Raw genomic sequence first — 23,120 nt, 5'->3', positions numbered from 1 at the left:
GGAGTTCTGACGATCGTCCGAAATCCCGAGACGATCGTCATACGTTGGTGATGAGATCGGACCATGTGTCTGAGATGGTGTCGGCGAGCGGGACGGGGATGGACGGATGGCGGACGGTTCCGGGGAGTCCCGGCTGGACGAGTACGACCGGCGCATCCTGCACGTCCTCGCCGAGGACGGGCGGATCTCCATGCGCGCCCTCGCGGAGCGCGTGCACGTCTCCCGCGCCAACGCCTACGTGCGGGTCGAACGCCTCGAGCGCGAGGGGGTGATCCGCGGCTACGGCGCCCGCGTCGACCACGGTCGGGCGGGTCTCGGGACCTCCGCGTACATCGGGCTCTCGATCCGTCAGGACACGTGGAAGCAGGTCGCCGCGCACCTGCGTGAGCTGCCCTATGTGGAGCACTTCGCGCTGGTGGGCGGCGACTTCGATGTGCTGGTACTGGTCCGCACCCCGGACAACGCCGCCCTCCGCGACGTCGTGCTCGTCGGATTGCAGGCACTCGGCGGGGTGCGCGCCACGCGCACCTGGCTCGTCTTCGACGAGGCCGACGGCGCCGGTGCGCCGGGGCCGGGGGACGGCACCGTCGGGTAGCGACCGGGACCGGTCGTGCCCGTGCTGCGCGCACGGCACCGTCGGACCGGCCCGGAGCGCCGAACGGCCCGGCCACCGCAGGGGTGACCGGGCCGTTCGGTGAGGCGGTGCGGGGTCTAGACGACGCCCATCGCGAGCATCGCGTCCGCGACGCGGATGAAGCCGGCGATGTTGGCTCCGGTCACGTAGTCGCCGGGGGAACCGTACTCGTCGGCCGTTTCGAGGCAGCGGTCGTGGATGCCGCGCATGATGTGCGCGAGGCGGTCCTCGGTGTAATCGAAGGACCACGAGTCGCGAGAGGCGTTCTGCTGCATCTCCAAGGCGCTGGTGGCCACGCCGCCGGCGTTGGCGGCCTTGCCCGGCGCGAAGGCCACGCCGGCATCGGAGAACAGTCGCACGGCGTCCGGGGTGCAGGGCATGTTCGCGCCCTCGGCCACGTACGACGTGCCGTTCTTGATCAGCCGGTCGGCGGCGTCGCCGTCGAGCTCGTTCTGCGTGGCGCAGGGGAGCGCGATGTCGCAGGGCACGTCCCAGACCGACCCGCCCGGCACGAAGATCGCGCCGCGCTCGGCCGCGTAGACGTCGATCCGCTCACGGCGGCGCTCCTTGACGTCCTTGAGCAGCGAGAGGTCGATGCCCTTCTCGTCCACCACGTAGCCGGAGGAGTCGGAGCAGGCCACGACCGTGCCGCCGAGCTGCTCGACCTTCTCCGTGGCGTACACGGCCACGTTGCCGGAGCCCGACACCACGACGCGCTTGCCCTCGAAGGACTGGCCGCGGGTCTTGAGCATCTCGTCGAGGAAGAAGACCGCGCCGTAGCCGGTGGCCTCGGTGCGGACCTGCGAGCCGCCCCAGGTCAGGCCCTTGCCGGTGAGCACGCCCGACTCGTAGCGGTTGGTGATGCGCTTGTACTGCCCGAACAGGTAGCCGATCTCCCGGCCGCCCACGCCGATGTCGCCGGCGGGGACGTCGGTGTACTCACCGATGTGCCGGTACAGCTCGGTCATGAACGACTGGCAGAAGCGCATGATCTCGCCGTCGCTGCGGCCCTTCGGATCGAAGTCCGAGCCGCCCTTGCCGCCGCCGATGGGCAGGCCGGTCAGCGAGTTCTTGAAGATCTGCTCGAAGCCCAGGAACTTGACGATGCCGAGGTACACCGACGGGTGGAACCGCAGGCCGCCCTTGTACGGGCCCAGCGCCGAGTTGAACTCGACGCGGAAGCCGCGGTTGAGCTGGACATTGCCCTTGTCGTCCTGCCACGGCACCCGGAAGATGATCTGGCGTTCCGGCTCGCACAGTCGGCGGATGACGGCCGCGTCGACGTACTCGGGGTGCTTGGTGACCACCGGGGCGAGGCTCTCGAGGACCTCTTTCGCGGCCTGGTGGAACTCGGTCTCACCTGGATTCCGGCGCAGCACTTCGCTGTACAGCTCGTCCAAGGTGGTTTCAGCGTGCGCCATCACACGTCCCTTCTCCTCATTGTCCGAAGTGTCGGACAATTGCCCGGACAGTCTATTTGCCCCCGCGTGGGCGGAATTCATCGGCGTATCCCAAGATCGACTTCTGGACCACGGGCCAGTAGCGGTTCTGGGACTGCGAGGGCAGGTAGATGTTGTGGCCCGCGCCGGGGAGCAGCACCGCGGTGCCACGGCCGCCCTTAGCGGTGAGGGCACTGATGAACCCCTCACATCCCGCCGGCCGGACGATGCGGTCAGCAGTGCCGTTGTAGCACGTCACCGGCACCTTCGGGTTGATGTTCTGGATCGGGTCGGCCACCGCGAACTGTTGCGGGAACTCGTCCGGCAGGCCCAGGAACAGCCGGGTGTTGACGTTGCCGTCCGCCACCGCGCGGCGCATGTCGAGGACGCCGCCCATGGACACCACCGCCGCGGGCGTCACCGCGGGAACGCTGCCCATGGCGCCGGGCGTCAGGATGGATCGCGCCGCCGCCCACACCGCGAGCTGACCGCCCGCGGAGTGTCCGGCCACGACGACGTCGTTCAGGTCGAGGTTCGGGGCGTGCAGGGCCTTGACGGTCTGCAGGAAGTCGATGGCCGCGGCCGTGTCGGTGAGGGTGGTCGGGTAGCCGCCGCCCGCGCCGATCCGTCGGTACTCGACGTTCCAGACGGCCACACCGTGCGAGACGAGCGACCGCGCCATCTCCGACATCGACCCCGCCGCGGACGGGGTGCGCCAGCCGCCGCCGTGCAGCAGCACGACGACGGGGATCTGCGCGGGTAGCTCGATCGTGGTGCGCGCGCTGAGCGGGCCGCCGGAGGGGTTCTGCTGGATCGCCGGGTTGGTGGGCAGATACAGCTCGCCGTAGTTCTGCTCGGGGTCCGACACGCCGTCCGGCACCGTGTACACGATGCGCTGCGGTTGCGTGACGGGGAACTTGCCGACGAGCGACGCGGGGTTCACCGGCGGGTACGTGATCGACGGTGCCGCCGGCGCGGTCGATGACGGGGCACCGGGCGCACCCTCGTGGGTAGGGGTGCACCCCGTGCCGATCAGCACGGAAAGGCATACGGCGGCGCCGATCAGCGGCCGCCGGGCGCGCGCGAACTGCACGTCGACCCTCTCTCGCCCGGCGGGGCGGTTCTGTGGCGTTTTCTTCAAGCGAATCCTAAGGCAACCCTGCCTCACGTCCTAGCGCGGGCGCGTCGATGTGACCTCCGGGCCGCGCGCCCACTGGCCGATCGGGGCTGGATAATGGGGGGATGAGCGTGCTTCCCATCCGCATCTATCCGGACCCGGTCCTGCGTACCCCTGCGGACGAGGTGACGGTCTTCGACGCCGATCTCGCCCGGTTGGTGGACGACATGATCGACACGATGCACCACCACAGCGGTGCGGGCCTCGCCGCGCCCCAGGTGGGGGTGAGCAAGCGCGTGTTCGTCTACGGCTGCGGCGGTCGCGAGGGGCACATCGTCAACCCCGTCTGGCGCGCCGTCGGCGAGGAGATGCAGACGGCGGCCGAGGGCTGCCTGTCGATCCCCGAGGTCCGCGGGGAGTGCACGCGCCACATGACCGTGATCGCCGAGGGGGTCGACGTCACCGGCGCCCCGGTGGTCCTCGAGGGCACCGAGATCCTCGCGCGCTGCATCCAGCACGAGACCGACCACCTCGACGGCGTGCTCTACCTGAGCCGGCTCGAGCCCGAGGAGCGCAAGGCCGTCATGCGGGTCATCCGCAGGTCGCCGTGGTTCACCGACCCCGCCGCGACGCTCGCGGCCGGGGCGGCGGGAGGCCGCGCCTGATGCGGCTGCTGTTCGCGGGAACGCCGGAGCCGGCCGTCCCGGCGCTGCGCGCCCTGCTCGCGTCGGACCACGAGGTGGTCGGCGTGCTGACCCGCCCCGACGCCCGCTCGGGTCGTGGCCGCGGCGTCCGGCGCTCACCGGTCGGGCAGGTCGCCGACGAGGCGGGGATCCCCGTCCTGACCCCCGCGACCCTGCGCGATCCGGAGGCGCGGGCCGCGATCGTGGCGCTGGCACCGGACTGCTGCCCCGTCGTCGCCTACGGCGGGATGATCCCGCCGGACCTGCTCGACGTGCCCACGCACGGCTGGATCAACCTGCACTTCTCGTTGCTCCCGGCGTGGCGTGGCGCCGCCCCGGTGCAGGCCGCCCTCGAGGCGGGGGACGAGCTGACCGGCGCGTCCACCTTCCGCATCGAAGAGGGTCTCGACACCGGCCCCGTGTTCGGGGTGCTCACCGAGCGGATCCGCCCGGACGACACCTCGACGGTGCTCCTCGCGCGCCTCGCGGAGTACGGCGCGGAGCTGCTCACGCGGACCGTCGACGGCGTGGGAGCGGGTGCGCTGCAGGCGCAGCCCCAGTCGCCCGACGGGGTCTCGCACGCCGCGAAGGTCACCGTCGACGGTGCGCGGGTGCGGTTCGACCGCCCCGCGGGTGCCGTGGACCGGCACATCCGGGCCATGACCGACGCGCCCGGTGCGTGGGTGCCCCTCGGCGATGCGCGGCTCAAACTCGGGCCCGCCGTCGTCGATCCCGAGGCCGAGCGCCTGGCCCCCGGCGAGCTGCGCATCACCAAGCGTGAGGTCCACGTGGGTACCGCCACGGCGCCCCTGCGGCTCGGCACGGTTCAGCCGCCCGGCAAGAAGTCCATGCCCGCCGCCGACTGGGCGCGGGGAGCGCGCATCGAGTCCGGCACGATCCTCGGAGGCGACCAGTGACCGATCCCGCCCGCCGCGCCGCGCTGCAGACCCTCGCCGCCGTCCGCGAGCGCGGCGCGTACGCCAACCTCGTGCTGCCCGGGCTGCTGCGCGATGCCCGGCTCAAGGGGCGCGACGCGGCCTTCGCGACCGAGCTCACCTACGGCGCCTGCCGGGCGCAGGGCCTGCTCGACGCGGTGATCGAGAATGCCTCGGGGCGTTCGGTTTCCGATATCGACGGTCCCGTGCTGGACGCGCTACGGCTCGGCGTCTACCAGCTGCTGCGCACCCGGGTCGGCGCGCACGCCGCCGTGTCCGAGACCGTGGACTCGGTGAAGGAGAGCTCGGGCCGCGGCGCATCGGGGTTCGCGAACGCGGTGTTGCGCAAGGTGTCCCGCGACGACGAGGACACGTGGGTCACCCGTGTCGCGCCGCCCGCGGCGGAGGACCTGCTCGGGCACCTGGCGATGCAGTACGCGCATCCGCGGTGGATCGCGGAGGCGTTCTGGGAGTCTTTGCGCGCGAACGGGATCAGGTCCATGGGGCAGCTACAGGCGCTGCTCGCCTCCGACGACGCCCGCCCGCCCGTGCACCTCGTCGCGCGGCCGGGCGAGATCTCCGCCGACGAGCTGGCGCTCATCGTCGAGGGCGAGGTCGGCAGGCTGTCTCCGTACGCGGTGTACCTCCCCGGCGGCGATCCCGGCGCGCTCGAACCGGTCCGGGACGGCCTCGCCGGCGTGCAGGACGAGGGCTCGCAAGTGGTGGCCCGTGCCGCGGCGGTGGCGCCGCTCGAGGGGCCCGACGACGGCCGCTGGCTCGACCTGTGCGCGGGCCCGGGCGGTAAGGCCGCGTTGCTCGGCTCGCTCGCCGCGATCGACGGTGCGCGGGTGGATGCGGTGGAGCCCGCCGAGCACCGAGCGGAGCTGGTGCGCAAGGCGGTGCGCGGGTTACCCGTGGAGGTGCACGTCGCGGACGGCCGACGGTCCGGGCTGGAGCCGGGATACGACCGGGTGCTCGTGGACGCGCCGTGTTCCGGCATCGGCGCGCTGCGCCGGCGGCCCGAGGCGCGCTGGCGCAAGCAACCCTCCGACGTCGCGGACCTGACGGTGCTGCAGCGGGAACTGCTCGCCGCGGCCGCCGCGCTGACGCGCCCGGGCGGCGTCGTGCTCTACGCGACCTGTTCCCCGCACGTGGCCGAGACGCTCGGCATCGTCGGCGACGACGACCTGCTCGCGACCGCCGGGCTCGAGCGGATCGACACCCGCCCGCTGGTCCCGGACACCGACCTGCCCCTCGGCGACGGCCCCCACGTCCAGCTGTGGCCCCACCTGCACGGCACCGACGGCATGTTCTTCCAGGCCCTCCGCAAGCTCTAACCGAATTGAACGACGTTACGGGTGAGCCTGACCTGCGGTTTCTGTCACCGTAACGTCGTTCAATCGGTGAATGGCCGGGAGCTTCAGTGGCGGAGTGGTGGGCGACGGTCCGCGCCAGCCCCGCGTCCGTAGCTCGTGGGCGACGCGGTCGAGGAACGTTGCTCGGCCGCTCAGCAGCATCGGCGAGGTCACGCGGATGATCGACCACCGTTGATAGGTGATGGCGTTCCATCGGGCGATGTCGATGCGCTGTTGTTCCTTCGAGCGGTGATAGCCGCCGTCGTACTCGATGGCGACGCGGTATCGAGCCGAGCCGAGGTCGACGTGGAACGGGGTCCCGGGCACGGGTTGCTGGGAGCGGAAGAAGTCGAGGCCCGACCGGTGGACGACGAGCCGCGAATAGGTCTCCCAGGGGGAGTGCGCTCCGGTGCTGGCCTCGTCGAGTACCTCGCGGACGCGGTTCGCGCCGTACAGACGCGGGTGCGTGTCGAGGTATGCCATGACCGCCGACTTGGTCGTGAGTGACTGCCCCTGCCGGTCGATACGGATGAACTGGTCGAGGCCGACGATCTTCTCGTCTCCCTCGGCGAATCTCGCCAGGTCCACGGCTGTGCGAACGATCGACGTTGCGAGCCGTCCCGATGTTTCGACGATGTCGGCCGCCGGAAGGTGGCCGCAGCGCATCACGACGCCCTTCCGCTTGCCTTGCACCGGGAGCCAGATCTCCGGTCTGTGCCCGGCGGCGTAGTCGGCGCCGTGTAGTTCGGCCGCGCTCCATCCGGCGAAGACCAGGCCCGGATACGCCAGCTGTAGCGCGTCCCGGACCTCGTCGGCTGACGGACCCCCGGCGCCGTCGTGCCGGATCCCCCGGATCACCGAGGAGGACTCCTCCCGGATCGCGTGTTCGGTCCGACCGTCCCGCAGGTCCCGTGTGCGTCCCATCATATGAATTGGACGCACCAGGTGGTCGAACGGATCCCTCCCCAATCAATTGAACGACGTTACGGAGGATCCGACCTGCGGTTGTGCCCTCCGTAACGTCGTTCAATTGGGATGGGCATCAGGCCTTGAGGACGCCGCCCTTGGTGAACTCCTGAGTCAGCGCGCCGCCGGGGCCGGGCTTGGCGTCGTCCTTCGGGTAGCCCATCCCGAAAGCGCCGCCACCCTTGACCCACTGATCCTTGATCTTGCCGGAGACGACGTGCGCGCCGTGCTCGGGCGACCACACGATCGAGCCGTTCTGGAAGTCGTTGTAGGCACCGGCGACGGAGCCGGCGGTGGGGCCGCCCACGGAGAGCTCGCTCATGAGCGGTGCGCCGAGCTTGCCGGTGGGTCCGCCTTCCTTGAGGTAGAGGTCGCGGATCGCGCCGGTGACGCCGGCGGCCTTGCCGCCGTTGACCTTCGGGTTCCAGTAGATGGTGCCGTTGGTGAACTCCTGCACCTTGCCGCCGGCCGCGTCCTTCTCGACGCCGAGCGGCTGGCCGTACTTCTTCTGCCCGCCGTCCTTGGTGAAGGTGTCGTTGATCGCGCCGGTGACGGCGAACTTCAGCGGCTCGTCGGGCTTGGTGTCGGTCGCGGCGGCCGTGGACGTCGCAGCCTGGCCGGCGAGGAGCTGACCGAGGAGCTTCTGTGCGTTCGGATCGCTGCCGAACATCTTGACCAGCGTCGCGACGTCGGTGGTGGGAAGCTGCCCGGTGGCGAGGATCTGCTGGACGCCGGGGATCTTGGCGAGCTCGGTCAGCGCGGGCTGTGCCGACGCGGGAACCGCATTGGCGGTCGAGACGAGCGGGGTGGTGGCAACAGCGGGAGCGGCTGCGGCAGCAGCAGCCGGAACCGCAGCTGCGGGAACCGCCGGCGCGGCGGGCGCTGCAGGGGTCACCGGGACGGCCGGAACAGCGGGGTCGGCGAGGGCGGGCCCCGCGGCGAGGAACGTGGCGGCGGCGACGGCCACGAACGTGGTCAAGGTGGTGCGTGCGATCCGCATGACGACCTCTCAACAATCGACGGCACGAGAGTTACCCGTGTGACTAATGATGCTGATGTTACTGAAGTGATCATTCGAATTCAATGAGGCTCGACTGTGGCGCGTCGCGGTAGCTGCGCGCCTTCGTGCGGCCCATCCGTACCGGGGCGAAGCGGTGCGCGCATCGACAGTCTCCTGACCCGGACCGCATACAATGCTGCGCATGTCCACGCCGATGATCGCGCCGTCCATCCTGTCCGCCGACTTCGCCCGACTCGGGGCGGAAGTGGAGGCCGTGGGCGGACCGGAGGGCGCCGACTGGGTGCACGTCGACGTCATGGACAACCACTTCGTGCCGAACCTCACGCTGGGCCTGCCCGTGGTCGAGAGCCTGCTCAAGGCGACCACGATCCCGCTCGACTGCCACCTGATGATCGACGATCCCGCGCGTTGGGCGCCGCCGTACGCCGAGGCCGGCGCCTACAACGTCACCTTCCACGCCGAGGCCACCGACGACCCGGTCGCCGTCGCCAAGGACATCCGCGCCGCGGGCGGCAAGGCCGGCCTCGCGATCAAGCCAGGCACCGCCTTCGACCCGTACATCGAGATCCTCAAGGACTTCGACACCCTGCTGGTGATGAGCGTCGAGCCCGGCTTCGGCGGCCAGTCCTTCATCGCGGAGGTCCTCGACAAAGCCCGCACAGCCCGCCGCCTCGTCGACTCCGGCGAGCTGCGCCTCCTCGTTGAGATCGACGGCGGCATCAACGCCGACACCATCGAGCAGGCCGCGGCCGCGGGCGTCGACTGCTTCGTGGCCGGCTCGGCCGTCTACAACGCAGCCGACCCGGCCGAGGCCCTGCGCAAGCTCCGCGCCCAGGCTGCCGCGACGCCGCGCGCCTGACGGTGGACCTGCAGTCCGCACTCGCGCTGGCCGTCGAGGAATCGACGGCCGCCCGCGGGATCAGCTCGCCCAACCCGCCGGTGGGCGCCGTGATCCTGGCGGCCGACGGCACCGTCGTCGGACGGGGCCGCACGGCCCCGGCGGGCGGTCCGCACGCGGAGGTCGTGGCGCTGGCGGAGGCCGGCGACGCCGCGCGCGGCGGCACCGCCGTCGTCACGCTCGAGCCCTGCGACCACACGGGCCGCACCGGGCCGTGCACGCAGGCGCTGATCAGGGCCGGTATCACCCGCGTCGCGTACGCGGCGGCCGATCCCAACCCCGTCGCCGCCGGGGGCGCGCACACGCTCCGCGCCGCGGGCATCGAGGTGCAGCACCTCGATGTCGCGCCGTGGCCGCTCACCGAGTGGCTCTTCCGGCAGCGGCACGGCAGGCCGATGGTCACCGTCAAGCTCGCGGCCACCGTCGACGGCCGGATCGCCGCCCCGGACGGGACCAGTCAGTGGATCACCGGGCCCGCGGCGCGGGAGCGCGCGCACGCCGAGCGCGCGCAGCTCGACGCGATCATCGTGGGTACGGGCACCGTCCTCGCCGACGACCCGGCGCTCACGGCACGGCGTCCCGACGGTGCGCCGTATCCGCACCAGCCGACCCGGATCGTCCTCGGGGAGCGGGACCTCCCCGCCGCCGCGAGAGTGCTGACCGGTCCCGGCGCCGTGCGCCACGTCCGCAGCCGCGACCCGCGGGCAGCGCTCGAGGCGGCCGGGGACGCGGTGAACGTCCAGGTCGAGGGCGGTTCGACGGTGCTCGGCGCCTTCTTCGGCGCGGGCCTGGTCGACCGGGTGCAGGCGTACATCGCCCCCGTGCTGCTCGGCGCCGGACTGCCGGCGATCACGATCCCCGGCGTCGATACCCTCACCGACGCCACCCGATTCCACCTGGCGTCCGTCGACCGGCTCGGCGAGGACGTCCTGCTGACCCTTTTGCGCTGAGCTTGCGTTCGCCGTGAGCCCAATACTTGGGGCCGGAGCCGGTGAGTGCTACCTTCGGAAGCGGAAGTTCTCAGGGCGGGGTGCGATTCCCCACCGGCGGTGATGGACTCCGGGCGATCCCGGTGTCCGAGCCCGCGAGCGCCCCGCCGCGAGGCGGGGGTCAGCAGATTCCGGTGCGATCCCGGAGCCGACGGTCATAGTCCGGATGAAAGAGAACTGCACGGGTCGATCCCGTGTCGTCGTGCCGCCCTGAGACCGAAGTGGCAGGAGCGGCGAATGTTCACCGGCATCGTCGAAGAACTGGGCGTGATCACCGCCCGCGAGGATCTTCCGGATGCGGCCCGGTTCACGGTTCGGGGCGAGCTCGTGACCTCCGATGCGAAGCACGGCGATTCGATCGCGGTCAACGGCGTCTGTCTCACCGTGGTCACGGTCGAGGGCGGAGCGTTCACCGCCGATGTCATGGAGGAATCGCTGCGCCGCAGCTCGCTGAGCAAGCTCGGCCCGGGTGACCGGGTCAACCTCGAGCGCGCCGCCGCCGTGAACTCGCGCCTCGGCGGGCACATCGTGCAGGGCCACGTCGATGGAACCGGTTCCGTCCTGAGCCTGAGTCCGTCCGAGCACTGGACCGTCGTGCGGCTCGCCCTCCCGGAGCAGCTGGCCCGCTACGTCGTCGAGAAGGGCTCCATCACCATCGACGGGGTCTCGCTCACCGTCTCGGCCCTCGGCCAGGGCGTGACCGGCGACGACGCGCAGCACTGGTTCGAGGTCTCGCTCATCCCCACGACCCTCGAGCTCACCAACCTCGGCGGGGCCGAGCGCGGCACCGTCGTCAACCTCGAAGTGGACATCGTCGCGAAGTACGTCGAGCGCCTGACCGGATTCGGCGGGCGCGAGGAGGAGAAGTAGCCATGACCAGAATGGATTCGATCGAGCGCGCCATCGAGGACATCGCCGCCGGCAAGGCGGTCGTGGTGGTCGACGACGAGGACCGGGAGAACGAGGGCGACCTCATCTTCGCCGCCGAGAAGGCGACGCCCGAGCTGGTGGCCTTCATGGTCCGCTACACCTCCGGCTACCTGTGCGTGCCGCTCGACGGCGCCACCTGCGACAAGCTCGGCCTGCCGCCGATGTACTCCACCAACCAGGACAAGCACGGCACCGCGTACACGGTGACCGTCGACGCCAAGGCCGGGGTGGGCACGGGCATCTCGGCCGCGGACCGGGCCACGACGATGCTGAAGCTCGCGGATCCCGCCTCGACCGTCGACGACTTCACCCGCCCCGGGCACGTGGTGCCGCTGCGCGCCAAGGAGGGCGGCGTGCTGCGCCGCCCCGGCCACACCGAGGCCGCCGTCGACCTGGCCACCCTCGCCGGACTCGCGCCCGCGGGCGTGATCTGCGAGATCGTCTCGGAGAAGGACCCGGGCGGCATGGCCAAGTCGGAGGAACTGCGCGTCTTCGCCGACGAGCACGGACTCGCCATGATCTCGATCGCCGACATGATCGCGTGGCGCCGCAAGCACGAGAAGCACGTCGTGCAGGTGGCCTCCGCGCGGATCCCCACCCGCTACGGCGACTTCCAGGCCGTCGGCTACACCTCGATCCACGACGACGTCGAGCACGTCGCGCTGGTCAAGGGCGACGTCACCGCCGACGGCGGGGCGGATGTCCTGGTCCGGGTGCACAGCGAGTGCCTCACCGGCGACGTCTTCGGCTCGCTGCGCTGCGACTGCGGCCCGCAGCTCGACGCCGCCATGGAGATGGTGGCGCAGGAGGGCCGCGGCGTCGTGCTGTACATGCGCGGACACGAGGGGCGTGGCATCGGCCTCATGCACAAGCTGCAGGCCTACCAGCTGCAGGACGGGGGAGCGGACACCGTCGACGCGAACCTCCAGCTCGGCCTCCCCGCCGACGCCCGCGACTACGGCCTCGGCGCGCAGATCCTCGTGGACCTCGGCATCACGTCGATGCGCCTGCTCACCAACAACCCGGCGAAGCGCGTCGGCCTCGACGGCTACGGCCTGCAGATCACCGAGCGCGTCGCCATGCCGCTGCGCGCCAACGCGGAGAACATCCACTACCTGCGCACCAAGCGCGACCGCATGGGTCACGACCTGCGGGACCTCGACCACTTCGACCAGGGAGGTACCGCGTGAGCGGCGCTGGAATCCCCGACATCACGCTCGACGGTGCCGCCGACCTGCGGCTCGCCATCGTCGCGTCCCGGTGGCACGACACCGTCTGCGCGGCGCTGCTCGCGGGAGCGATCCGCACCGCCGAGGCGGCGGGCGTGCGGCAGGTCACCGTCGAGCGGGTAGCGGGCGCCGTCGAGCTGCCCGTCGTCGCGCAGGAGCTGACGAAGACGCACGACGCCGTTGTCGCGCTGGGCGTCGTGATCCGCGGCGGGACCCCGCACTTCGAGTACGTCTGCGACGCGCTCACCGCGGGCCTGCTGCGCGTCTCCCTCGACGCGGGGGTCCCCGTCGGGAACGGCGTGCTCACCACGAACACGGAGGCCGAGGCGCTCGACCGCGCCGGGCTGCCGGGCTCGGCCGAGGACAAGGGCGAGCAGGCGGCGTCGGCTGCGCTCGACACGGCGCTGACCCTGCGCAAGCTGCGGGGCCGGCGATGAGTCGCATCGCCCTGGTCCAGGCCACGTGGCACCGGAACATCGTGGACCGGGCGCGGGACGGGTTCATCGAGGAGTGGGCCCGTCTCGGGCACGACGGTGCCGAGGTCGACGTGTTCGAGGTGCCCGGCGCCTACGAGATCCCGCTCGCGGCGAAGCGGCTCGCCACCACCGGGCGCTACGCGGGGATCGTCGCCGCGGGTCTCGTGGTCGACGGCGGGATCTACCGGCACGAATTCGTCGCGACGGCGGTCATCGACGGCCTGATGCGCGTGCAGCTCGACACCGACGTCCCGGTGTTCTCCGTCGTGCTCACGCCGCACCACTTCCACGAGCACGACGAGCACACCGCCTATTTCGAGCGGCACTTCGTGGGCAAGGGCGCCGAGGCGGCCCGCGCTGTGGACGCGACACTGGCGCTGCACGCGAGCCTGCCTACGGCGTGATCGCACCTGTCAGTGGTGCGCCTCGTCGTACGCCGAACGCACCGCGGCGGGCACGCGGCCCTTCGTACTGACCTCGATGCCGTTGGCCCTCGCCCACGCGCGGACCGCTGCCGGTTTCGGGGCATCGGAGGGAGGTCGCTTCCCGCCGGTCACGGGTTCCGACGGTGCGCCGGCGCTCTCGCCGGGCATGCTCCCGCGTGCGACCGCGTGGGCGGCGCCGAGGAACCGGTAGGTCCATTCCTCGGCCAGTTTCCTGGTCTCGCAGAAGATGATCGGCACCGTCGGGTAGGCGATCTGCAGCTCGGCGATTCCGTCGGTGACGGCCGCCGGGCGCATCCACTGCTGCTTGAACACCTGCGAGTACCGCTCCTCGACCACTACCGCTGCGTGGGGCAGGGCCGCCAGATCCGCCATCTGGAAGCGCAGGCGCCCCTTGATCATCGAGCTGATCAGGTCTTCGAGTCCCTTTCGCTCCACGGCGGCATGGATGGCGCCGTCATCGGCGAGCACGGCGTAGTCGCCCGAGGCGAGCGCCTGCTTCGTGACGCTCACCTGCTGGGTCTTGAAGGTGTATCCGTAGCGTTCGCGACTGTCTGCCACGATCCGCAGGTCGATCACGCCGGCAGCTCGGGCGGTCGGCACCGCGACGTTCGGCCGGGCCTTCTTCTGCGTGCGAGGCGCCTGCCAGAACACCATCTGCCTGCCTCGCGCTCGGGTGAAGACGATCTGCGAGCGGTTCTCCCGCGCGCGGTCGGCGATGACGTCGATGGCGGCGCCCCGTCCGGCGCAGGATCGCAAGGGGATGCGCTCGACGACCTCGGGATCGGCCGGCCACTCGGAACGGTCCACCGGATAGCAGAACAGGGCTATGGTCCGCGGCCAGGTGTCGGACGTGCGGAAAACGCGACCCTCGCCCAGCGGCACCCAGATCAGGTACCTCAGCGACGAGTCCGGATCCGGGTTGATCGCGACCACGAGCTCCATAGCCGCAGGCTACCGGCCACACCGGCGGGCGGCGGTGGGGACATCGGTAGGATCGACTGCGTGATGACCGACGCCACCACACAGCCCGTGCTCGACGTGACCCCGCGCAAGATCAAGCTGTACGCCTGGGTCCTCGCCGGGGTCCTGGTCGTCGGGCACACCGCGGTGGCGCTCCTGCTCAAGGCCGGCGGGAACACGGGGCTCACGTTCCGGACCTCGGACCAGGCGGGCATGATCCTGATCGGCGCGGTCCTGGCGAGTGGGGCGCTCCTGTTCACGCGGCCGCGCCTGCACCTCGGCCCGGACGGGGTCACCGTCCGGAACCTACTGAACGCGAACACCTACCCGTGGGACGTGGTGCAGGGATTCACCTTCCCCGAAGATTCCCAATTCGCGCACCTCGATCTGCCGCACGACGAGTTCGTCGCGATCTGGGCCATCCAGGCCCGCGACGGCGAACTCGCGGTGCAGGCGCTGCACCGTGCGCGCGAGATCGCCGCCGCCTACCGGGCCTGAGCCTCTACTCGATCGTGCCGCCGCGGCCGTGCAGCAGCGTCATCAGCTGCGTGAGCTGACCCTCCTGCGCCGCAGTGCGGGCGAAGCTCGTGAGGTTCAGCAGCGGGTTGAACCGCTTGCGGGCGATGCCCTTGGCGTAGGTGAACTCGCGGAGGCCGTCGGCGCCGTGGATCCGGCCGAAGCCCGACTCGCCGACGCCGCCGAACGGGATGTTCGGCACGCCCGCGAAGGTGATGATGCCGTTCACCGCGGCCATGCCGGACCGGATCTTGTCCGCCAGCTCCATGCCCCGGGCCTTGGAGAAGACCGTCGCCGCGAGGCCGTACTTCGTGGCGTTGGCGAGCTCGACGGCCTCGTCCATGGTGTCCACCTTGGCGACGGTCACCGTCGGTCCGAAGGTCTCCTGCGTGACCGCGATCGAATCCTCCGGGACGTCCACGAGCACCGTCGGCTGGACGAATCGTTCGCCGACGGCGTCGACGCCCCCGACGAGGGCCCGGCCGCCCCGGGCCAGGGCGTCCTCGATGTGCGACTTGATGATCGGCAGCTGGCTGGGCATGGTGATCGGGCCGATCTTCGAATCGTCCGAGTCGTTCGCCGTGACCTCACGGGCCTTCGCGACCAGTTTCTCCAGGAACGGGTCGTAGACGTCCTTGTGCACGTAGACGCGTTCGACGCCGACGCAGGTCTGGCCCGCGTTGGCGAAGGCGCCCCAGGCGGCGGCGTCGGCGGCGGCGTCGAGGTCGGCGTCGCGGTCCACGAGGAAGGCGTCCTTGCCGCCGGCCTCGATCACCACCGGCGTCAGCGTTTCGGCGCAGGCGGCCATGACCTTCTTGCCGGTGTTGGTCGAGCCGGTGAAGGCCACCTTGTTCACGCCGGAGGTGCACAGCGCGTTGCCGGTCTCGCCGAGGCCCGTCACGGTCTGCAGCACCGGGCGCCCCACGGCCTCCTCGAACGTGCGGGCCAGCCAGACGCCCACGCCGGGGGTGTACTCCGAGGGCTTGAAGACCACCGCGTTGCCGGCGGCGAGCGCGTAGGCGATCGAGCCCATCGGGGTGAAGACGGGGTAGTTCCACGGCCCGATCACGCCCACCACGCCGAGCGGGTGGTAGCGCACCGTCGCCGACTGGTTCGCCATGACCAGGCCCGAACCGACCCGACGGGGGCCGAGCACCTTCTTGGCATGCGACGCGGCGTAGCCGAGGTGGTCGATGCCGAGCGCGGCCTCGAGGAGCGCGTCGCCGTGCGGCTTGCCGGTCTCGTCGTGGACGATCTGCGCCAGCTGGTTGATGCGGCGGGTGATCACGCCCTTCCACGTGTTCAGGGCCTTCTTGCGGCCCTCGAAGCCGATCTCCTGCCACCAGTCGGCCTGCTCACGGGCCCTGGCTACGACGGCGTGCACGTGGTCGGCGGAGTGGACGGGGTACGACTCGACCACGTCGCCGGTGCGCGGGTTCAGGGAGTCGAAGGTGGTGGTGTTGGCTGCGGTCATGCTGACTTCCTGATCTCGTCGGCCGCCTTCTCGGCGATCATGATGGTGGGGGCGTTCGTGTTGCCGCGGGGAACCTTCGGCATGACGGAGGCATCGATGACGCGCAGTCCCTCGACGCCGCGGACCCGCAGCTGCGGATCGACGACGGCATCCTCCCCGGAGCCCATCGCGCACGTGCCCACGGGATGGAAGAGCGTCTGCGTGTAATCGGCGACGAGCGTACGGATCTCGTCCTCCGACGGGGACTCGCTGATGTGCCAGGGCTTGCCGAGGTAGCGCGCGATCGGTCCCTGCGCGGCGAGCTCCATCGTCGCCTTCACTCCGGCCACCAGCGCGTCGAGGTCCTCCGAGCTGTCGAAGTAGTTCGGCTCGAGCCGAGGCTTGAAGTCGGGGTTCGCGGAGCGCAGCCGGAGCGTTCCCCGGCTCTGCACGTCCACCAGCGTCGGGCCGAGCATGACGCCCCGACGGTGCGTCTCGTGCAGCAGATTGTCGTAGACGCCCGCCGGCATCACATGGAACTGCAGGTCCGGGTGCTCGAGATCCTCGCGGGAGCGGAAGAAGCCGCCCGCCTCGGCGCCGTTGGACGACAGCGGCCCCGTGCCGGTGAGCTTCCAGCGTAGGAGGTTTCCGACGTTCTGCGTCTCGAGTAGATCGTAGGTGCCGTGCGTGTCGTAGTCGACGGGGACCATGGGATGGTCGTGCAGGTTCGCGCCGACGCCCGGGAGGGCGGCGCGCACGTCGATGCCGTGCTCGGCGAGGTGCTCGGCGGGGCCGACACCCGACAGCATGAGCAGCTGCGGGGAGTTGATCGCCCCGCCGGAGAGGATCACCTCGCGGCGGGCCCGCGCGGTGTGATCGGCGGCGTGCTGCCGGAAGAGCACCCCCGAGGCGCGGTCACCGTCGAACTCGATGCGCCGCGCGGTGGCACCCAGCGCGACCGTCAGGTTGGGGCGCGAGCGCGCCGGCTCGATGTAGGCCTTGTCGGTCGACCACCGCCGACCGTTCTTACAGGTCACCTGGTAGAGGCCGGCTCCGTCCTGGGACTCGCCGTTGAAGTCGTCGGTCGGCTTCAGGCCCCACGAGACCGCGGACTCGACGAAGGCCGTCGAGAGGGGGTGGGTGAACCTGCGGTCCTCGACGTGCAGCGGACCGTCTGTGCCGTGCAGGGGGCCGCCGAGGCGGGTGTTCCCCTCCGCCTTGACGAAGTACGGCAGGACGTCGTCGTGCGACCAGCCCTGCGCCCCGTGATCCCGCTCCCAGGCGTCGTAGTCCGCATGATTGCCGCGGATGTAGATCATCGCGTTGAGCGAGGAACAGCCGCCGAGCGCTTTCATCCGCGGCCAGTACGCCGGGCGGTCGTTCAGGTGCTTCTGCGGTGTGGTGGTGTAGTTCCAGTCCCACTTCGTCTTGAACATCGCGGAGAAGGCGAGGGGGATGTGGATCTCGTCCGCGTCCGCCTCGCCCCCGGCCTCGAGGAGCAGGACGGAGACGCCCGGATCCTCCGACAACCGGGCCGCCATCACGGCTCCCGCGCTCCCGGCCCCCACCACGATGTAGTCGTATTCGTCCGCCGGCAATGCCGCTCCTCGCGTCGTTCCAATGTGTGCGGACGAAGTTACTCGCAAGTCTCGTAACGTGCAGGCAATGGTGTGACGGACGGTGAGCAGGTTCGACGGTGCCGGGTGGTCGCCGTGCGGTTGGGGCGTGGGACGCAGTCACGCCACGGCGGGCGCGAGGCGTTTGATCATCGGGGAGAGGGCCACGACGATCAGCCCGATCGCGATGGCTGTGCCGCCGAGGACCAGGAAGTACGGCGCCTCGTCGTCCTGGTCGTAGAAGGTCGCGAGCCGGCCGGCCAGGGCGGTGCCGAGGCTGATCGAGAGGTAGTTCAGCGCCACCATCTGGGTGGAGAAGGCGCGCGGCGCGAGCTTGGTGGACACGCTCAGGCCGACGGGGGAGATGCACAGCTCGGCGAGCGCGAAGATGAGCATGATGCCGAGCAGGCCGATCAGCGGCGCCGTGTTGGTACCGGCGGGCATGAGGAGGAAGGCCAGGAACGCCACGCCGATCCCGACGGTGCCGATCGCGAATTTGATCGGTGTGCTCGGCTGGCGCGGTCCGAGCGTCGTCCAGAGCGCGGCGAAGACCGGCGCGAAGATGAGGATGTAGACCGGATCGACGGACTGGACCCACGACGCCGGGAACTCCCAGCCGCCGAGGCTGCGGTCGAGCCGCTCGTCCGCGTAGACGGCGACGAAGGTGAACATCTGCTGGAACAGCGCCCAGAAGGCGGCCTGGGAGAGGAACAGCGGGATGAATGCCTTGACGCCGTTGCGCTCGGCACCGTCGACGCGGGAGCTGCGGAGCAGGAAGACGAAGTAGCCCAGGGACACCGCGGCGACGGCGAGAATGACCGCATCGACGAGGTTTCCCGCCGTGATCACTCCGGTGACGATCAGCACGAAGACAACCGCGAGGACTGCGGCCGTGCCCACGGCGACTCGCTGGATCTCGCTGCGAGAAGCGGGGTTCGGCACCGTCTGGCTGATCGGCGGCAGCATCCTACGGGTCAGCGAGTACTGGAACAGCCCGAGCGCCATGCCGACCGCGGCGAGGCCGAAGCCCCAGTGGAATCCCTGCGTGTCCTGCAAATAGCCGGTGAGCAGTGGGCCGATGAACGCACCGAGGTTCACGCCCATGTAGTAGAGCGAGAAGCCGGCGTCACGGCGGGTGTCGCCGGCCTCGTAGAGATCGCCGACGACCTTGGTGGCGTTGCCCTTCACTCCGCCGGCGCCCAGGGCGACGAGGACGAGGCCGATCCCGACGCCGGCTGCGCCGGGGATCACCGCGAGCGCGATGTGGCCCGCCATCACGAGGCACGCCGAAGAGAACAGGGCGCGTTCGGCGCCCAGCAGTCGGTCGGAGATCCACGCGCCGGCCACCGTCGAGAGGTAGACGAATCCGCCGTAGGCGCCGACGACGCCGAGCGCGGTGGTTTTGTCGAAGCCCAGGCCGCCCTGTGCGGCCGAGTAGTACAGGTAGTACGCGAGGATCGCCTGCATTCCGTAGAACGAGAAGCGCTCCCACATCTCGACACCGAACAGGTTGACCAGCGGGAGTGGGTGGCCGAAGAAGCGGGTGTCGGGCTTGTAACCCGCCGGGCTGTGAGGATTGCTCATTGCCCGATGAAACCACGCCGTGGTCGCCTGGCGTGGCTCAGCGCAGCAGGTTGGTCCGCGCCACCTGTTCCCGGAGGAAGTGGAACTGGGTGTCGAGGCTGACCTGCAGGTCGCGCAGTTCGTCGGCGTGGCCCTGGAATCGCCGGGCGTCGGCCTCGTTGCCGACGGCGTCGCGGTAGAGCTGGTCGAGCAGCTCGCGGTGCGCACCGGTGGTGGTGCGGTCGAGCAGCTGCAGGTCGTTCAGCAGTCGTTCGACGGGGCGGAGCTCGCCCAGGTACTCCGCGAGCGCCGCGACGTGATCGCGCAGGGCGTTCTCCGCCATGCGCGCGGCGTGGGTGTATTCGTCGACGTGCTGGGCCAGGGCGTGGGACACGGACGACTCGCCCGACGGCCGCGGCGTGTCGGTGCGCATCCGCCAGACGCGATAGGCGCGGTGGCTGATGTCCTGCAGCGTGGCGTCGAGGTTGATGCGGACCCGGTGCTGGTCGAGGATCGGGTTGTGCCACGCCGGTGACCGGCGGATCTCCTCGGTGAGCAGCACCGCGAGGCCGACCAGACGGGTCTCCACGCGGGTGTCGCCGGGCTCCGCATCGGGGTTCCACGCCGGCATCCGGTCGGCCTGGAAGGGCCACGGGTTCGCCGCCAGCCGTGCCTGCTCGCGTTCCTCGAGGTCGCGCTCGTGGGCGTGGCGCCGCCAGGCCTGATAGCCGGCGACGCCACCGCCGCTCAGGAGCAGCGCGACGATCCCGCCGGTCATCGACTCGGCGACCGCCGTGCCGACGATGAAGGCGATGACGACGAGGGTGACCCACAGCCCTGCCTTGAGACTCGGTTCGGGCACCGCGCTGCGGGCGGACGTGAGGTACGCCGGGTTGTTGCTGGCGGTGTACCGGCGGAACGCGTCGTCGATGGTGCCCGGACGTAGTCGCTGCAGGTAGTGGGACGCATCCCGCGCCGCGATCTGCGCCTGTTCCCGGCCGATCGGCACCGCGTCGGCGGCAGCGATCACCCGCGCCGCGAGTTCCTGAGGGACTGTATCCGCCATCTCGAATCTCCTCCTGTCTCTCCGAATGCACCGGCGTTTCAGGCGTCCCGGCCGCCGCGCGTCGCGCACAGTGTGGTGAGCTCCGTGGGGGTCCACGACGGCCATCGGGCGGGGCTGAGCGGCTGTCCTTGCGCGAACTCCGCAGCGATGACGGGTCCGCTGTTACTCGAGTTGTCGTAGAACGTCGCCGTCGTCGACAGGCGGGTCGCCTCGCTCACCAGGGCCCACAGCCGGCGGTACCGGTCACGGATCTTCTCCTCGGGGACGGCGTGGCCGCCTGCGGCGGCGCGATGCGCGACGCGGTGAACCGATAGCTCCTCAGGAACCATGACGACGTGGAGGTGCACGTCGAATCCCTGCGTGAGCGCGGAGCGGATCAGGTCGACCTTGGAGGGATGGGAGAAGACTGTTTCGGCGATGAAGGAGTCGCCTCGCGCCAACAGTCGTTCGCGCGTGGCGCTCGCGATGCGCGCGGCCTCGTAGGAGTGTTCCTCGGCTGCTTCCGGCCAGCGGGCCTTCGCGATGACGTCTGCGTTCACGAACGGCAGACGCCCCGAGCTCGGCGCGAGAACGAGTTCGATGAAGGTCGATTTCCCCCCGCCGTTGGGGCCCACGACCAGTTCGAGGCGGCTCACGGCGCGGGCTGCTCGGCGACGATCCGCTCGGAACCGTCAGGGTGGTACTCGACCAGCCGGCCTTCGTCATCGAGTGCGACGGTGACGATGCCCCGCCCTGCGAGGACGGCCCCGAAGTCCACGTTCCGCAGTCGGTCGCGAATCCCGACGCGGACCTCGGCGTTGTACACCTTGGATTCCGCCGCATCGAGTTCGTCCACTGCGAGCATCCCGGCGAGAGCCGCTTCCACGCGGCTGCGAGCCGCCGTCTCGTGGATGGAGAATTCGCGCCCGACTCGTGCCCAGTGGTTGATCTGCTCGGCAGTCGATCGTCCCTCCTGCGCGCTCACTGCCCGGGCGCTCTCGTAGACGTCGTCGGCGATGCGGGTGGGGTGCGGCATGACGGCTCCTGTGTCGATGATCCTGTAGCACTATGCTACGTCGCATCGGACGGTCCGGCCACCCCGATTCCCGGGGCGGCCGGACGCGCCATCGAGCTACTTCAGCGTCACCTTCGTGCCGCCCGAGAACATCGAGTCGTGCAGTTCGATGCTGGCCGGGGAGGCGTCCTTGGGCATGTCGAAGACGACCTTGACCTGGACGGTGTTGCCGGGGTTGATGTTGTCCCACACCGGCACATCGGAGTCGCCGAGCGCGATCTGCGCCATCGAGTCGGACTCGAAGGTGCGGCCCTGCGCGTCCTTGAGCTTCTGCGAGCTGGGGGAGAAGCTCTGCGGCTTGGTGCCGATGTTCTTCACCGTCATGGAGACGACGACGAACTGGCCCTGGGCCTTCTTCGCCAGGTACGGGTTGTCACCGACCTCGCCGAGGCCGGCCTCGACGCCGGTGACCACGAACTCGAACTTGCCGTCGCGGACGGCGGTGTTCAGGCCGGGCGTCTTCGCGGCGGTCGGAGCCGCGCTCCCGCCGGCGGTTGAGCCCGCATCGTCTTTCTTTCCGCCGCCGGTGGCGACGGCGATGATCACGATGACGGCGATCACGGCCAGCACGATCCACGGCCACCTGCGCTTCTTCTTGGCGGGCGGTGCCGGCGGGGCGGGGTACGGGTAGGGCTGACCGGGCGTGTGCTGACCCGCGTTGGGCTGGCCGGGCTGCAGCGGGAAGGGCTGCTGAGACATGATGAATCCTCATTTCCAGAGATGGGGGAATCGCCGATCGGCGGGAAGTGCCGAACGGCGGGGAGCGGAGCCGTTGCCGGCTCGGGTGATCAGGTGACGACGGTGCGCCGAAAGCAGACCGTCAGGATCGGTGACTGTGAGCGTCGATCAGAATGCTTGTGCGTGCGGTCAATTCATCCTCCCCAGGACCTGATGGAAGAAGCATCGCATCGACCACTGACAAGTTTTCGCATCGTCCTCGACCGAAATCGGTAGCTGCTCAAAGGAATAGGAGGTGGCGGAGACGTTCGCGCATCAGGAGCACACCGAGGGCGTTCCCGCCGTCGAAGTTCCGGTGCGTGTCACACGTGCACGACCCCCACACCTGGTCGTGCCAGGTGTTGCCTTCGATCAGGGTCGCGCCACCAGTGGCGGCGAGCCGACGGGCGAGTGAGGCATCGTCGAACTTGGCGGCCAGCACGTCGGCCATGGCGTCGAACCGAACGCGGTCCCAGTCGTCGACGAGGATGACCGAGCGGCCGATCCGTTTTGCCTCCGCAGGTGTCGGCGCGGTTCTGATCTGCTCGATGCTGTGTTCGTCCGTGGTCTTCGCGGACATGAAAGCGTGCTCGGCCGTGGGGAACTCCTGTCCGCGGAACAGGACTCGCGCCGGATAGAAGTTCGAGAGGAAGAAGTGCTTCCCTCGGAACGAGTCGATGACTCTCATCGCGTCAGTCGTCCCGTCCGCAGAGTTCTTCAGGGCAACCGTGCCAGGTGTTGACCGCTTCGACGATCGCCCGGGCCGCGAGCAGCGGCGGGTACGCCTCGGCGAGGTCGGTGAACTTCCGGATGCACCGCTCGACGTGGTCGTCGAAGAACGCGCACGTCTCGATCAGGCGGAACTCGTCCGCTACGCATTCGAGGACCCGGCGGTGCGGGACGAGGCGGGAGAACCAGCTCTCCACCTCCTCGACAGTGAGCGCGCAGTCCGGGTTGCCGCACTCGCACGGGTACAGCGGCGGCGAGACCTCGATGACGGTGGACGATGAGTGGCTCGTAGGCATGGGAACTCCTTGTGGTTCAGGTGGCGCGGTCG

At 70.1% G+C, this 23,120-nt stretch carries 25 protein-coding genes and 1 riboswitch; of the genes, 11 read left to right on the top strand and 14 right to left on the bottom strand.

Going from position 1 to position 23,120, the window contains the following annotated elements; translation table 11 throughout:
- Positions 1 to 106 precede the first annotated feature (106 nt).
- Positions 107 to 595 (top strand): Lrp/AsnC family transcriptional regulator, encoded by a 489-nt coding sequence (locus tag ABZX10_RS09240; RefSeq protein WP_355537678.1) that lies wholly within the window; start codon positions 107 to 109, stop codon positions 593 to 595.
- Positions 596 to 711: 116 nt separating this feature from the next.
- On the opposite strand, the gene gdhA is transcribed toward ABZX10_RS09240, so the two are convergent.
- Positions 712 to 2,055 carry an NADP-specific glutamate dehydrogenase gene (gene gdhA, locus ABZX10_RS09235; protein ID WP_355537675.1) on the bottom strand — a complete coding sequence of 448 codons (1,344 nt, stop codon included), beginning with the start codon at positions 2,053 to 2,055 and terminating at the stop codon, positions 712 to 714.
- 52 nt (positions 2,056 to 2,107) lie between these two features.
- Entirely contained in the window at positions 2,108 to 3,166 is a 1,059-nt protein-coding gene (locus ABZX10_RS09230) for an alpha/beta hydrolase (RefSeq protein ID WP_355537672.1), read from the bottom strand.
- A 149-nt stretch (positions 3,167 to 3,315) separates the two neighbouring features.
- On the opposite strand from ABZX10_RS09230, the gene def reads away from it, so the two are divergent.
- The 3 genes from def to ABZX10_RS09215 are packed head-to-tail and all read left to right on the top strand — an operon-like array spanning position 3,316 to position 6,145.
- Entirely contained in the window at positions 3,316 to 3,855 is a 540-nt protein-coding gene (def, locus tag ABZX10_RS09225; protein ID WP_355537669.1) for a peptide deformylase, read from the top strand.
- Entirely contained in the window at positions 3,855 to 4,790 is a 936-nt protein-coding gene (locus tag ABZX10_RS09220; protein ID WP_355537666.1) for a methionyl-tRNA formyltransferase, read from the top strand. Before def ends, ABZX10_RS09220 begins: the two co-directional genes overlap by 1 nt.
- Complete coding sequence (locus tag ABZX10_RS09215; protein ID WP_355537663.1) at positions 4,787 to 6,145, top strand: transcription antitermination factor NusB; 1,359 nt, start codon at positions 4,787 to 4,789, stop codon at positions 6,143 to 6,145. Before ABZX10_RS09220 ends, ABZX10_RS09215 begins: the two co-directional genes overlap by 4 nt.
- A 15-nt stretch (positions 6,146 to 6,160) precedes the next feature.
- Here ABZX10_RS09215 and ABZX10_RS09210 read toward each other — a convergent pair whose 3' ends face one another.
- Positions 6,161 to 7,087: a DUF559 domain-containing protein gene (locus ABZX10_RS09210; RefSeq protein WP_355537660.1), complete on the bottom strand. Its 927-nt coding sequence runs from the start codon at positions 7,085 to 7,087 to the stop codon at positions 6,161 to 6,163.
- Between the two features lie 118 nt (positions 7,088 to 7,205).
- A complete protein-coding gene (locus ABZX10_RS09205; RefSeq protein ID WP_355537657.1) occupies positions 7,206 to 8,129 on the bottom strand; it encodes a hypothetical protein in 924 nt (307 codons plus the stop codon).
- A 202-nt stretch (positions 8,130 to 8,331) separates the two neighbouring features.
- Here ABZX10_RS09205 and rpe point away from each other — a divergent pair, with 202 nt between their 5' ends.
- From rpe to ABZX10_RS09175, 6 genes are all read left to right on the top strand, one after another.
- On the top strand, positions 8,332 to 9,009 hold the full coding sequence (gene rpe, locus ABZX10_RS09200; protein WP_355537654.1) for a ribulose-phosphate 3-epimerase: 678 nt from the start codon (positions 8,332 to 8,334) through the stop codon (positions 9,007 to 9,009).
- A 2-nt stretch (positions 9,010 to 9,011) separates the two neighbouring features.
- Positions 9,012 to 9,998 carry a bifunctional diaminohydroxyphosphoribosylaminopyrimidine deaminase/5-amino-6-(5-phosphoribosylamino)uracil reductase RibD gene (gene ribD / locus ABZX10_RS09195; protein WP_355537651.1) on the top strand — a complete coding sequence of 329 codons (987 nt, stop codon included), beginning with the start codon at positions 9,012 to 9,014 and terminating at the stop codon, positions 9,996 to 9,998.
- 62 nt (positions 9,999 to 10,060) lie between these two features.
- A riboswitch (FMN riboswitch) is annotated at positions 10,061 to 10,219 on the top strand.
- A 55-nt stretch (positions 10,220 to 10,274) separates the two neighbouring features.
- Positions 10,275 to 10,907: a riboflavin synthase gene (locus ABZX10_RS09190; RefSeq protein ID WP_355537648.1), complete on the top strand. Its 633-nt coding sequence runs from the start codon at positions 10,275 to 10,277 to the stop codon at positions 10,905 to 10,907.
- 2 nt (positions 10,908 to 10,909) lie between these two features.
- Positions 10,910 to 12,157, top strand: a complete 1,248-nt coding sequence (locus ABZX10_RS09185; protein ID WP_355537645.1) for a bifunctional 3,4-dihydroxy-2-butanone-4-phosphate synthase/GTP cyclohydrolase II — start codon at positions 10,910 to 10,912, stop codon at positions 12,155 to 12,157.
- Positions 12,154 to 12,633 (top strand): 6,7-dimethyl-8-ribityllumazine synthase, encoded by a 480-nt coding sequence (ribH, locus tag ABZX10_RS09180; RefSeq protein WP_355537642.1) that lies wholly within the window; start codon positions 12,154 to 12,156, stop codon positions 12,631 to 12,633. The genes ABZX10_RS09185 and ribH overlap by 4 nt, the downstream gene beginning before the upstream one ends.
- Positions 12,630 to 13,076 carry a 6,7-dimethyl-8-ribityllumazine synthase gene (locus tag ABZX10_RS09175; protein ID WP_355537639.1) on the top strand — a complete coding sequence of 149 codons (447 nt, stop codon included), beginning with the start codon at positions 12,630 to 12,632 and terminating at the stop codon, positions 13,074 to 13,076. The genes ribH and ABZX10_RS09175 overlap by 4 nt, the downstream gene beginning before the upstream one ends.
- Before the next feature lie 9 nt (positions 13,077 to 13,085).
- Here the strand turns inward: ABZX10_RS09175 and ABZX10_RS09170 are convergent, their stop codons facing one another.
- Complete coding sequence (locus ABZX10_RS09170; protein WP_355537636.1) at positions 13,086 to 14,060, bottom strand: histone-like nucleoid-structuring protein Lsr2; 975 nt, start codon at positions 14,058 to 14,060, stop codon at positions 13,086 to 13,088.
- Positions 14,061 to 14,123: 63 nt separating this feature from the next.
- On the opposite strand from ABZX10_RS09170, the gene ABZX10_RS09165 reads away from it, so the two are divergent.
- A complete protein-coding gene (locus tag ABZX10_RS09165; protein ID WP_355537633.1) occupies positions 14,124 to 14,576 on the top strand; it encodes a PH domain-containing protein in 453 nt (150 codons plus the stop codon).
- Positions 14,577 to 14,580: 4 nt separating this feature from the next.
- Here ABZX10_RS09165 and ABZX10_RS09160 read toward each other — a convergent pair whose 3' ends face one another.
- The 9 genes from ABZX10_RS09160 to ABZX10_RS09120 all read right to left on the bottom strand — a co-directional run bounded on the left by ABZX10_RS09160 (position 14,581) and on the right by ABZX10_RS09120 (position 23,088).
- The gene (locus tag ABZX10_RS09160) at positions 14,581 to 16,068 is read right to left on the bottom strand and encodes an aldehyde dehydrogenase family protein (protein ID WP_355537630.1); all 1,488 of its coding nucleotides are present in this window, start codon (positions 16,066 to 16,068) and stop codon (positions 14,581 to 14,583) included.
- The gene (locus ABZX10_RS09155) at positions 16,065 to 17,645 is read right to left on the bottom strand and encodes a GMC family oxidoreductase N-terminal domain-containing protein (protein WP_355537627.1); all 1,581 of its coding nucleotides are present in this window, start codon (positions 17,643 to 17,645) and stop codon (positions 16,065 to 16,067) included. Before ABZX10_RS09155 ends, ABZX10_RS09160 begins: the two co-directional genes overlap by 4 nt.
- A gap of 138 nt (positions 17,646 to 17,783) precedes the next feature.
- On the bottom strand, positions 17,784 to 19,247 hold the full coding sequence (locus ABZX10_RS09150; RefSeq protein ID WP_355537624.1) for an oligopeptide:H+ symporter: 1,464 nt from the start codon (positions 19,245 to 19,247) through the stop codon (positions 17,784 to 17,786).
- Between the two features lie 37 nt (positions 19,248 to 19,284).
- Positions 19,285 to 20,292, bottom strand: a complete 1,008-nt coding sequence (locus ABZX10_RS09145; protein ID WP_355537621.1) for a hypothetical protein — start codon at positions 20,290 to 20,292, stop codon at positions 19,285 to 19,287.
- Positions 20,293 to 20,330: 38 nt separating this feature from the next.
- On the bottom strand, positions 20,331 to 20,927 hold the full coding sequence (locus tag ABZX10_RS09140; protein WP_355537618.1) for an AAA family ATPase: 597 nt from the start codon (positions 20,925 to 20,927) through the stop codon (positions 20,331 to 20,333).
- Positions 20,924 to 21,307, bottom strand: a complete 384-nt coding sequence (locus ABZX10_RS09135) for a hypothetical protein (RefSeq protein WP_355537615.1) — start codon at positions 21,305 to 21,307, stop codon at positions 20,924 to 20,926. Before ABZX10_RS09135 ends, ABZX10_RS09140 begins: the two co-directional genes overlap by 4 nt.
- A 96-nt stretch (positions 21,308 to 21,403) precedes the next feature.
- The gene (locus ABZX10_RS09130; RefSeq protein ID WP_355537612.1) at positions 21,404 to 22,045 is read right to left on the bottom strand and encodes a DUF4352 domain-containing protein; all 642 of its coding nucleotides are present in this window, start codon (positions 22,043 to 22,045) and stop codon (positions 21,404 to 21,406) included.
- 259 nt (positions 22,046 to 22,304) lie between these two features.
- A complete protein-coding gene (locus tag ABZX10_RS09125) occupies positions 22,305 to 22,751 on the bottom strand; it encodes an NADAR family protein (protein WP_355537609.1) in 447 nt (148 codons plus the stop codon).
- 4 nt (positions 22,752 to 22,755) lie between these two features.
- Positions 22,756 to 23,088, bottom strand: a complete 333-nt coding sequence (locus tag ABZX10_RS09120; RefSeq protein WP_355537606.1) for a hypothetical protein — start codon at positions 23,086 to 23,088, stop codon at positions 22,756 to 22,758.
- Between the last annotated feature and the right edge of the window lie 32 nt (positions 23,089 to 23,120).

Source organism: Tsukamurella sp. NPDC003166 (assembly GCF_040611135.1).
Lineage (GTDB): Bacteria > Actinomycetota > Actinomycetes > Mycobacteriales > Mycobacteriaceae > Tsukamurella.
The sequence above is the reverse complement of the archived record's forward strand: the minus strand, read 5'-3'. Positions and strand labels throughout refer to the sequence as shown.

Coding starts and splice junctions, on each gene's coding strand:
- ABZX10_RS09240 (WP_355537678.1), top strand. CDS start 107: ATGGCGGACGGTTCCGGGGAGTCCCGGCTGGACGAGTACGACCGGCGC.
- gdhA (WP_355537675.1), bottom strand. CDS start 2,055: ATGGCGCACGCTGAAACCACCTTGGACGAGCTGTACAGCGAAGTGCTG.
- def (WP_355537669.1), top strand. CDS start 3,316: ATGAGCGTGCTTCCCATCCGCATCTATCCGGACCCGGTCCTGCGTACC.
- ABZX10_RS09220 (WP_355537666.1), top strand. CDS start 3,855: ATGCGGCTGCTGTTCGCGGGAACGCCGGAGCCGGCCGTCCCGGCGCTG.
- ABZX10_RS09210 (WP_355537660.1), bottom strand. CDS start 7,087: ATGGGACGCACACGGGACCTGCGGGACGGTCGGACCGAACACGCGATC.
- ABZX10_RS09205 (WP_355537657.1), bottom strand. CDS start 8,129: ATGCGGATCGCACGCACCACCTTGACCACGTTCGTGGCCGTCGCCGCC.
- rpe (WP_355537654.1), top strand. CDS start 8,332: ATGTCCACGCCGATGATCGCGCCGTCCATCCTGTCCGCCGACTTCGCC.
- ABZX10_RS09190 (WP_355537648.1), top strand. CDS start 10,275: ATGTTCACCGGCATCGTCGAAGAACTGGGCGTGATCACCGCCCGCGAG.
- ABZX10_RS09185 (WP_355537645.1), top strand. CDS start 10,910: ATGACCAGAATGGATTCGATCGAGCGCGCCATCGAGGACATCGCCGCC.
- ABZX10_RS09175 (WP_355537639.1), top strand. CDS start 12,630: ATGAGTCGCATCGCCCTGGTCCAGGCCACGTGGCACCGGAACATCGTG.
- ABZX10_RS09170 (WP_355537636.1), bottom strand. CDS start 14,060: ATGGAGCTCGTGGTCGCGATCAACCCGGATCCGGACTCGTCGCTGAGG.
- ABZX10_RS09165 (WP_355537633.1), top strand. CDS start 14,124: ATGACCGACGCCACCACACAGCCCGTGCTCGACGTGACCCCGCGCAAG.
- ABZX10_RS09160 (WP_355537630.1), bottom strand. CDS start 16,068: ATGACCGCAGCCAACACCACCACCTTCGACTCCCTGAACCCGCGCACC.
- ABZX10_RS09150 (WP_355537624.1), bottom strand. CDS start 19,247: ATGAGCAATCCTCACAGCCCGGCGGGTTACAAGCCCGACACCCGCTTC.
- ABZX10_RS09145 (WP_355537621.1), bottom strand. CDS start 20,292: ATGGCGGATACAGTCCCTCAGGAACTCGCGGCGCGGGTGATCGCTGCC.
- ABZX10_RS09135 (WP_355537615.1), bottom strand. CDS start 21,307: ATGCCGCACCCCACCCGCATCGCCGACGACGTCTACGAGAGCGCCCGG.
- ABZX10_RS09130 (WP_355537612.1), bottom strand. CDS start 22,045: ATGTCTCAGCAGCCCTTCCCGCTGCAGCCCGGCCAGCCCAACGCGGGT.
- ABZX10_RS09125 (WP_355537609.1), bottom strand. CDS start 22,751: ATGAGAGTCATCGACTCGTTCCGAGGGAAGCACTTCTTCCTCTCGAAC.
- ABZX10_RS09120 (WP_355537606.1), bottom strand. CDS start 23,088: ATGCCTACGAGCCACTCATCGTCCACCGTCATCGAGGTCTCGCCGCCG.